The sequence below is a fragment of the Streptomyces sp. DH37 genome, assembly GCF_029813835.1.
Classification (GTDB): domain Bacteria; phylum Actinomycetota; class Actinomycetes; order Streptomycetales; family Streptomycetaceae; genus Streptomyces.
The window spans coordinates 1-9,476 of sequence record NZ_JARVKV010000114.1; the positions used below are offsets into that span (position 1 = coordinate 1).

Genomic DNA, 9,476 nt, shown 5'->3' on the forward strand with positions numbered 1-9,476 from the left:
GAATGCTTTTCCGGGTCTTCCCGGAGGACACATCCGCGGGAGCGGAACGGTCGGGCGGAATGGGCCCGGCCGTTCACAGCGTCCTCGCTGTGTTGTGTTTCAAAGGAACCTCGCCCCTCGGCCGTCTGCCGGCCGCGGGAACGGGGTATCAACATATCTGGCGTTGACTTTTGGCACGCTGTTGAGTTCTCAAGGAACGGACGCTTCCTTCGGCACCCCTCCCGGGGCCCCTCCGGGCGCTTCCCTTCGGTGTTTCCGACTCTATCAGCCTCTCCGCCGGATTCCGAAATTCGGTTTTCTCCGCGAACACGCAGAGCCGAACCGGTTTCTCGGGAGGAGGTTTGGTCGGACGTCACGGACACCGTTGGCGCCGGACGGAGGTTCGAGAGTACAGGCGGTCGGGAGGAGAGGCAAATCCGTCCGGCGGACCGCGGACAGGCCGCCACGCGCGCGCTCCCCGGAGCCGGTGGTTCCCATGTCCTACGCTTCTGATCAGTGCGCTGATTCAGGACAACCCAGGACACACCACGCCGGTGACCGCTCGGTCTCCGCACTCGGGAGGCTCCCCATGACCACCGTGACGTCCCCGCTGGCCGGACGCGCCATCGGCCTCGCGGCCGTGCCCGATCCGGTGTTCTCCGGAGTGATGGTGGGGCCCGGGACCGCCGTCGACCCGGTTCGTGAGCCGACCACCGCCGTGGCACCGGTCGACGGCATCATCGTCTCGCTGCACGCGCACGCCTTCGTCGTCGTGGACGACGAGGGGCACGGGGTGCTGACGCATCTGGGCATCGACACCGTGCAGCTCAACGGCCAGGGCTTCGAGCTGCTGGCGGCCAAGGGGGACACCGTGCGGCGCGGTGACCCGATCATCCGCTGGGACCCGGTCGAGGTGGAGGCCGCGGGGAAGTCGCCGGTGTGTCCCGTCGTCGCGCTGGAGGCCACCCCCGACGCGCTGGCCGACGTGGCCGAGGACGTCGACGTGCCCCCCGGCGGCACGCTGTTCACTTGGCGGTGACCCACCGCTCCGCGCGGAGGGCGAGGTGGTCCGCACGCGGTGGCCACGGGGCGGACGCGTCCCACCTACGAGACGGAACCGGCCTGGGACCGGAGACGGGTGAGGGTGAGATGGAGACAACGCTTCGAGGGGTCGGGGTCAGCCACGGGGTGGCGATCGGCGAGGTGCGGCACATGGGGACCGCCGAGCTGGAGCCGCCGACCCGGCAGATCACCCAGGACAGGGTGCCGCACGAGCGGAGCAGGGCGCGCCAGGCCGTGGAGGCCGTGGCCGCCGATCTGGTCGCGCGGGGGAACCTGGCGGGCGGCGAGGCCCAGGCCGTGCTGGAGGCCCAGGCCATGATGGCCCAGGACCCGGAGCTGATCGCCGATGTGGAGCGGCGCATCGCCGTGGGCAGCACCGCCGAGCGCGCGGTGTACGACGCCCTCGCCGCCTACCGCGCGCTGCTCGCCGGAGCGGGTGAGTACCTCGCCGGACGGGTCGCGGACCTGGACGACGTGCGGAACCGCATCGTCGCCCGGCTGCTCGGGGTGCCGATGCCGGGCGTCCCGAACAGCGACAGGCCGTATGTGCTGGTCGCGCGTGACCTGGCGCCCGCGGACACCGCGCTGCTGGATCCGTCGCTCGTGCTGGGTTTCGTGACCGAGGAGGGCGGGCCGACCAGTCACAGCGCCATCCTGGCCCGGGCGCTGGGCGTGCCCGCGGTGGTGGCGCTGCGGGGCGCCGTCGGGCTGGCGGAGGGCACGGTGGTCGCGGTGGACGGGAGCACGGGTGTGGTCACGGTGGATCCGAGCCCGGAGCAGCGGGAGGAGATGCTCAGGATCGCCGAGGAGCGGAAGGCGGCGCTCGCGTCCGCCACCGGTCCGGGCGCGACCTCCGACGGGCACAAGGTGCCGTTGCTGGCGAACGTCGGCGGCCCGGCGGACGTGGCGGCCGCGGTGGAGGCGGGCGCCGAGGGCGTCGGACTGTTCCGTACGGAGTTCCTGTTCCTGGACGCCGGCGGGAAGGCGCCGTCGGAGAAGAAGCAGGTCGAGGTGTACCGGCAGGTGCTGGAGGCGTTCCCGGAGGGACGCGTCGTGGTGCGGGTGCTGGACGCGGGCGCGGACAAGCCGCTGGAGTTCCTCACCCCGGCCGAGGAGCCCAACCCGGCTCTGGGCGTGCGCGGGCTGCGTACGCTGCTCGGCCACCCCGAGGTGCTGCGCACGCAGTTGCGGGCCCTCGCCAGGGCCGCCGAGGGGCTGCCGGTGTATCTGGAGGTCATGGCGCCGATGGTCGCCGACCGGGCCGACGCCAGGGCGTTCGCCGACGCCTGCCGGGAGGCGGGGCTGCGGGCGAAGTTCGGTGTGATGGTGGAGATCCCGTCGGCGGCGCTGCGGGCCCGTTCAGTGCTGCAGGAGGTGGAGTTCCTGTCCCTGGGCACCAACGACCTGGCGCAGTACGCCTTCGCCGCCGACCGGCAGGTGGGCGCCCTCTCCCGCTACCAGGATCCGTGGCAGCCGGCGCTGCTGGACCTGGTGGCCATGGCCGCCGAGGCGGCCGGGGCCGAGGGCAAGGGCTGCGGCGTCTGCGGCGAGGCCGCCTCCGACCCGCTGCTCGCGTGCGTGCTGGTGGGGCTGGGCGTCACGAGCCTGTCGATGGGGGCCGCGGCCATCCCCTACGTACGCGCGGAGCTGGCCAGGCGCACCATGGCCCAGTGCGAGCGCGCGGCGGCGGCGGCGCGCGCCTCGGACAGCGGCGAGCAGGCGCGGACGGCGGCGCAGTCGGTGCTCTCCGGGGAGTGAGCGGTGCCCCTGCCGCGTGCGGCGCCGGCCGCCCTCCGACGGGACGGCCGGCGCCGCGGCCCCGGAGGTCAGTGGCCGTCCTCCCGCCGCTCGTGCCGTCGCTCCCCCGTTCCGTGGCCGGGCAGCGGGAAGCCCGCGCTGTAGGTGAGGCCCGGTTCCGGCGGGACCGGTTCTCCCGTACGGGTGTCGGTGCAGTAGGCGGAGAAGACCTCCGCCTCGGTGAGCGGGCGGAGCCGGCCGTCGCCGAGGCTCCAGCCGCGCACCTCCTCGCGCCCGTCGCGGGTCGTGCGCATCACCACTCCCCCCGGCCGGCCGGCGGCCAGGCCCGCGGCGAGCACCGTGCGGAAGACCAGTTCCCCGGCGGCGTCCGTCCCGGGCCGGTGGTGCGGTGTACGGCCGGTGTGGAGGACCGCGACCAGGGGCCCCGTCTCCCCGCTGACGCTGCACACCAGGTGGTGGGTGCCGGGGCCGGCCGCGGCGGCGAGCCGGGCCAGGATCCCGGCGGCGTCGTCGAGCGCCTCCTGCCCGAGGTCCTTGCCGCAGTCCGCGCAGGCTCCCAGGCCGGTGAGCAGGTCGGTGGCGCGTTCCCAGACGTCCTGGCGCTCCCAGCCGGCGAGCAGCAGGGGCAGCAGCCGGCCGAGGGGCTGGCCGCGGTAGCGGACGGTGGCTCCGGTCGCGGCGATCTCCGCCACGTAGCGCGCACGGCTGTCGCGGGTGTCGGGGTCGATCCTCTCCTGGGCGCAGAAGCGCTCGTAGTCCCCGGGGTCGAAGAGGCCGACACGGGTGTGGATGCCCTGGGCGGTGAGCGAGCGCAGCAGCCCTTCCGTCTGCCGCAGGTAGTGCGGGTGGTCGTGGAAGGCGAACGTCGTGTAGCGGCGCATGGCGGCGAAACCGGCCGGGTCGGCCACGACGGCGACCGTGCTGGGCGCCTCGCGGCGCAGGGCCCGTCGTGCGTCCGCCGGCCCGCGGCGGCCGCGTCCCCCGTGGTGTGCCATGTCGTCTCCCCCTCGGTGGTGCGTTCGTTTGGTGACTCACCGTAACCGAGGGGGCTGACAACGGGTGGCCGGGCGGTTCAGGAGGCGAGGCGCTGCCGGGCCAGGCGCTCGTAGAAGCGCAGGAGCTCGACGTCGTCGACCGAGCCGGGGTTGACCGCCTTGCCGAGGTCGGCGCCCTGCAGCAGGCGCTTGACCGGGACCTCCAGCCGCTTGCCGGTCAGGGTGTGGGGGACGCCCTTCACCTCGATGATCTCGTCGGGGACGTGGCGGGGCGAGAGCTGTTCGCGGATGGTCCGCTTGACGCGGTCGCGCAGGGCGTCGTCGAGGACGGCGCCCTCGGCGAGGTGGACGAAGAGGGGCATCCAGTAGCCGCCGTCGGGCTGTTCGACGCCGATGACGAGGGACTCCCGGATCTCGGGGAGGCGTTCGACGGCCTCGTAGATGTCGGCGGAGCCCATGCGGACGCCCTGCCGGTTGAGGGTGGAGTCGGAGCGGCCGTGGATGACCACGGTGCCGCGCGAGGTGAGGGTGGTCCAGTCGCCGTGCCGCCACACGCCGGGGAACATCTCGAAGTAGCTCTCGCGGTAGCGCGAGCCGTCGGGGTCGTTCCAGAAGCGGATCGGCATGGACGGCATGGGGTTGGTGACGACCAGTTCGCCGACCTCGTCGGTGAGCGGCTCGCCGTGCGGGTCCCAGGACTGCAGGTCGGTGCCCAGGCAGGGGGCCTGGAGCTCCCCGATGTGGACGGGGAGGGTGGGCACGGCGCCGGCGAAGCAGCTGCACACGTCGGTGCCGCCGCTGACCGAGGCGATCCACATGTCCTCGGCGACCTCGTCGTGGATCCAGCGGAAGCCGTCGGGCGGGAGGGGGGAGCCGGTGGTGGCGACGCACTTGACGCGGGAGAGGTCGAAGTCGCGGCCGGGGTGGACGTCGGCCTTGCGGCAGGCCATGACGTACGCGGCGGAGGTGCCGTAGAGGGTGGCGCCGGTGCGTTCGGCCACGCGCCACTGGGCGGCGGTGTCGGGGTGGCCGGGGCTGCCGTCGTAGAGGACGACGGTGGTGCCGGTCAGCAGGCCGGAGACGAGGAAGTTCCACATCATCCAGCCGGTGGAGGTGTACCAGAAGAAGCGGTCGTCCGGGCCGAGGTCGCAGTGGAGGCCGAGCTGCTTGAGGTGCTCGACGAGGATGCCGCCCTGGGACTGGACGATGGCCTTGGGCAGTCCGGTGGTTCCGGAGGAGTACAGCACCCACAGCGGGTGGTCGAAGGGGACGTGCTCGAAGACCGGTTCGGCCGACGTGCCGTCGGCGGCGGTGAGGGCGTCCCACTCCAGGGCGCCCTCGGGGGCGGGGGTGCCGAGCAGGGGGATGTGGACGACGGCGCGCAGGGAGGGCAGTTCGCGGCGCAGCTCGGCGACGGTGCCGGTGCGGTCGTGCTCCTTGCCGCCGTAGCGGTAGCCGTCGACGGCGAACAGCACGGTGGGTTCGACCTGCTGGAAGCGGTCCAGGACGCTGCGGGCGCCGAAGTCGGGGGCGCAGGAGGTCCACACGCCGCCGACGGCGGCGGTGGCCAGGAGGGCGACGGCGGCCTGGGGGATGTTGGGCAGGTAGCCGCTGACGCGGTCGCCGGGGCGTACCCCGAGGCGGCGCAGCTCGGCGGCCAGCGAGCCGACCTGGCGGCGCAGCTCCGCCCAGGTGACGGGGGTGGGCTCGTGGGTCTCGTCGACGTGGAGCAGGGCCGGTGTGTCGGCGCGGGCGGGGTCCTCGCCGGCGCGCAGGGCGTGTTCGGCGTAGTTGAGGGTGGCGCCGGGGAACCAGCGGGCGCCGGGCATGGCCGGATCGGCGAGGACGGTCTCGTACGGGGTGGCGAAGCGCACGTCGAACCACTCGGTGACCGCCCGCCAGAAGGTCGCGAGCTCGTCGACGGACCAGCGGTGCAGCGCGGCGTAGCTCGCGGCCGGGTCGCCGGGAACGGCGGCCGGGGCCCCGAAGCGTTCGGCGGCCCACGCCTGGAAGCGTGTGAGCCGTGCGCCGTCGATCCGGTCGGGGCCGGGGCTCCACAGGGGCTCCGGCTGGTCTGCGGTCGTCGGTGCGGCGCTGTGCGCGGCGGTCATGGCGGCTCCCGGGCTGTTTCCCACGCTTCGTGTGCGTCCGCCGCCGTGCACGGCCGGCCCCTGGGATGGTGGCCGGGGGCGTGCGTGGTGCGCGGCGGCTGTGCAGGACGATGCCATGCGATCGCCTCCCGCACCAGGGCGGCTGCCCCATACCGGGGGGCCCGGCGGTGTGGTGCAACCACGGGGGGACGTTGGGTGAACGACAGTTGAACGCGGTACTGACCGCTCGCCGGTGATGGCACTCTGAGCAGCATGGATGCACGTGGCCTGGTGCGGTCGGTGAGGTTGGTCGGTGCGGCGCAGGGGCTGCGTGCGGCGCGGTCGGCGTGGCGGGGGCGGCGCCTGGACGCCCGGGCGCTGCCGCGCGGCGGCCGGGAGCGGGCCCGGGTCCCGGGTCCGGCGCGGGGGGCCGAGCCGCAGCCGGGCGGCGGCGTGGTGCACTTCGAGAGGTCGTCGCTGCGGGTGCGGGTGACGGCGGGCGGGGTGGTGTTCTGCGGCTGGGACGGGGCCGCGCCGGAGCCGTCGTACGCGCTGGCCGGCGCGTACCCGCAGGCCGACGCGCGGGCGGCGCTGGAGCCGGACAAGGACGGCGGCTGGCGGGTGGTCTCCGAGCGGGTGCTGGTGACCGTGACCCGGCTGGGGGCGGTCGAGGTGCGCACCCCGGGCGGTGTGGTGCTGCGGCGTGATCTGCCGCCGCGCTGGTGGGAGCCGGTGGACGGGGCGGGGGGCGGTACGGGGGACGGTGCGGAGGGTGGTGCGGGGAGCCGCTGGACGCAGCGCTCGGAGGTGCCGGCGGACGCGCGGTTCTTCGGCCTGGGCGGGCGGACGCCGGGACCGCGGCTGCGCGGCGGCCCGTACCGGTTGTGGAACGCCGGTCCGGTCCCCTTCGGGACGCGGCGCGATCCGCGCTCGCTGACGATGCCGGTGCTGTGGGTGGTGGCGGACGCGGGGAGCCACCTGGTCTTCCACGACAACTCCTGGGACGGCCGGGTGACGCTGCGCGAGGGCGTGGAGGGGTCGGGGTCCGGTCATGACCGGCCGGGCCGGTGCGAGGTGCGGATGTCGGGCGGTCCGCTGCGCTACTGGGTGCTGACGGGTGCGCCCTCGCGGGTGCTGCACGGCTGGCGGACGCTGACGGGGGCGCCCGTGCCGCCGCCGCGCTGGGCGCTGGGCCACCAGGCGGGCCTGTGGGGGGCGGGGGGCGAGCGCGAGGTGCGGCGGGTGGTGGCGGGGTACGCCGAGCGGGGGCTGCCGCTGAGCGCCGTGCACCTGGGAGCCGGTCACCAGCGGGGGCGGCGGGCGTTCACGGTGGACTCCGGCCGGTTCCCGGACCTGCCCGCCCTGGCCGCCTCGCTGCGCGGGGGCGGTGGGGATGGTGGAGACGGCGGGAACGGCGGGAACGGCGGGGACGGCGGGGACGGGGTGCGGCTGGTGTCGTCCGTCGATCCCGCGGTGCGGGCGGAGCCGGGCGACCCGGTGTACGACGGCGGCCGGGGCGAGGACGCCTTCGTGCGGGACGCGCGGGGCGGACCGGTCCTCGGGGTGGGCCGGGCGGGCGGGGCGGTCTACCCGGACTTCACCGATCCGCGGGTGCGCAAGTGGTGGGGCGGGCTGTACGCCGAGCGGCTGGCGCAGGGCTTCTCCGGCTTCTGCCACGAGATGAACGATCCGGTCTCCTTCGCCGCCTTCGGCGATTCCACGCTGCCGCGGTCGGCCCGGCACACGCTGGAGTCGCGCGGCGGCGACCACCGGGAGGCGCACAACGTCTACGCCCTGGCGATGGCCCGCGCGGGGTTCGAGGGGTTGCGGGGGCTGCGCCCCCACGAGCGGCCGTTCCTGCTGTCGCGCTCGGGCTGGGCCGGGCTGCAGCGCTACGGCGGCACCTGGACGGACCAGGCGACGTCCGGCTGGGAGGGGCTGCGGGACGCGCTCGCCCAGGTGGTGGGCCTGGGGCTGTGCGGGGTGCCGTACTGCGGTGCGGACGTCGGGGGTCCGGCGGGGTCGCCGCCGCCGTCGCCGGAGCTGTACCTGCGCTGGTTCCAGCTGGGCGCGTACCTGCCGCTGTTCCGCACCTGCGGCGCACCGGGCTCCGGGCGGCGCGAGCCGTGGGAGTTCGGCCCGGAGGTGCTGGAGCACGCGCGGGCGGCGCTGCGCGAGCGGCAGCGGCTGCTGCCGTACTTCACGACGCTGGCCCGGCTGGCGCACCGCTCGGGCGCCCCGTACGTGCGGCCGCTGTGGTGGGCGGCTCCGAAGGACCGGGCGCTGCGGGAGTGCGAGGACGCGTTCCTGCTGGGGGACGCGCTGCTGGTGGCGCCGGTGCTGGAGCCGGGCGTGGCGCGCCGTACCGTGCGGCTGCCGCGCGGGCGGTGGTACGACACGGCCACGGGCGAGGTGCACGAGGGGCCCGACCAGGTGGTCGTCGAGGCGCCGCTGTCGCGGATCCCGGTGCTGGCGCGGGCGGGGTCGGTGGTGCCGGTGGCCGGGCCGGGCGGCGGGATCGAGCTGGAGGTGTGGGCGCCGCCGCACGGGCGCACGGGCGGCGGCGTGGTCGCCGCCGACGCGGGGGACGGCTTCGGGCGGGTGGAGCTGGAGCGGTTCTCGGTGCGGATGCTGGGCCGGGAGGCGGTGGTGGCGCGGGATGGCACCGCGGAAGTGGGGTACCCCGTGCGGGTGCGCGGCACGGGGGCGTGAGCGCATGGAGGTGTGAGGCGTGTGTGAGGGGCGCGCGGGCGTTCTTCCACGACGCACCGGGCGCCTGGTAGACGGAGGGCCATGTCGATCACGGAACCGATCAAGCAGCCGGCCGGGAGGCCGTCCGCGCGGGCGGCCGGGGCGCCCTCGGCGGTGGCCGCCGCCCTCGCCGTCCTCGCCGTCCTCACCGTTCTCACCGTCCTCGCAGCGCTCGTCGCCGCGGCGCCGCCCGCACGGGCCGAGCCGGAGCCGAAGGCCCCGCCCGAGTTCGTGGCGCTCTCCGAGGTGGACCCCACGATCCTGCAGGAGATCCGCTACACCACCGCGCACAACTTCGTCGGCGATCCCGTCGACGGCTACCGCAAGCCGATGTGCCTGCTGACCCGCGACGCCGCCGAGGCCCTGCGCCGGGCCCAGTGGAAGCTGCTGTGGCAGGGGTACTCGCTGAAGGTCTACGACTGCTACCGCCCGCAGCGGGCCGTGGACCACTTCGTGGCGTGGGCGCGGGACCTCGGCGACCAGCGCATGAAGGAGGAGTTCTACCCGCGGGTGGACAAGACGCGGCTTTTCCCGGACGGGTACATCGCCGAGCGCTCCGGGCACAGCCGGGGCAGCACCGTCGACCTGACCCTGGTGCGGCTGCCCGCCTGGCCGACCCGGGCGTACGTGCCGGGCGAGCCGCTGACGCCGTGCTTCGCGCCGCGGGAGGAGCGCTTCCCGGACAACTCGGTGGACATGGGCACGGGTTACGACTGCTTCAAGTCCAAGCCAGCACCTACACTCTCGGGAACGTCACCCGCATGAGAGGGCTATGGATATGAGCGAGCAGGACAAGCCCACCGAGGCTACCTACGTCCGCCGGCCGCAGGACTACATGCCG

At 74.8% G+C, this 9,476-nt stretch carries 5 protein-coding genes and 1 pseudogene; 4 read left to right on the forward strand and 2 right to left on the reverse strand.

The window, feature by feature from the left end; genetic code table 11:
- Positions 1-568: 568 nt before the first annotated feature.
- Together QC029_RS29785 and ptsP are read left to right on the forward strand one after the other, a co-directional pair.
- Positions 569-1,018, forward strand: a complete 450-nt coding sequence (locus QC029_RS29785) for a PTS glucose transporter subunit IIA (RefSeq protein ID WP_279558962.1) — start codon at positions 569-571, stop codon at positions 1,016-1,018.
- 110 nt (positions 1,019-1,128) lie between these two features.
- Entirely contained in the window at positions 1,129-2,799 is a 1,671-nt protein-coding gene (ptsP, locus tag QC029_RS29790; RefSeq protein ID WP_279558963.1) for a phosphoenolpyruvate--protein phosphotransferase, read from the forward strand.
- A gap of 68 nt (positions 2,800-2,867) precedes the next feature.
- Here the strand turns inward: ptsP and QC029_RS29795 are convergent, their stop codons facing one another.
- Together QC029_RS29795 and QC029_RS29800 are read right to left on the reverse strand one after the other, a co-directional pair.
- Positions 2,868-3,794, reverse strand: a complete 927-nt coding sequence (locus QC029_RS29795; protein WP_279558964.1) for a hypothetical protein — start codon at positions 3,792-3,794, stop codon at positions 2,868-2,870.
- A gap of 77 nt (positions 3,795-3,871) precedes the next feature.
- The gene (locus tag QC029_RS29800) at positions 3,872-5,905 is read right to left on the reverse strand and encodes an acetoacetate--CoA ligase (RefSeq protein ID WP_279558965.1); all 2,034 of its coding nucleotides are present in this window, start codon (positions 5,903-5,905) and stop codon (positions 3,872-3,874) included.
- A 252-nt stretch (positions 5,906-6,157) separates the two neighbouring features.
- On the opposite strand from QC029_RS29800, the gene QC029_RS29805 reads away from it, so the two are divergent.
- Complete coding sequence (locus QC029_RS29805) at positions 6,158-8,596, forward strand: glycoside hydrolase family 31 protein (protein ID WP_279558966.1); 2,439 nt, start codon at positions 6,158-6,160, stop codon at positions 8,594-8,596.
- A gap of 81 nt (positions 8,597-8,677) precedes the next feature.
- Positions 8,678-9,355 (forward strand): annotated as a pseudogene (locus QC029_RS29810) (M15 family metallopeptidase); the annotation flags it as partial.
- Positions 9,356-9,476: the final 121 nt, after the last annotated feature.

What these genes read in the sequence shown, in the direction of transcription:
- QC029_RS29785 (WP_279558962.1), top strand. Translation starts at nt 569, where the DNA reads ATGACCACCGTGACGTCCCCGCTGGCCGGACGCGCCATCGGCCTCGCG.
- ptsP (WP_279558963.1), top strand. Translation starts at nt 1,129, where the DNA reads ATGGAGACAACGCTTCGAGGGGTCGGGGTCAGCCACGGGGTGGCGATC.
- QC029_RS29795 (WP_279558964.1), bottom strand. Translation starts at nt 3,794, where the DNA reads ATGGCACACCACGGGGGACGCGGCCGCCGCGGGCCGGCGGACGCACGA.
- QC029_RS29800 (WP_279558965.1), bottom strand. Translation starts at nt 5,905, where the DNA reads ATGACCGCCGCGCACAGCGCCGCACCGACGACCGCAGACCAGCCGGAG.
- QC029_RS29805 (WP_279558966.1), top strand. Translation starts at nt 6,158, where the DNA reads ATGGATGCACGTGGCCTGGTGCGGTCGGTGAGGTTGGTCGGTGCGGCG.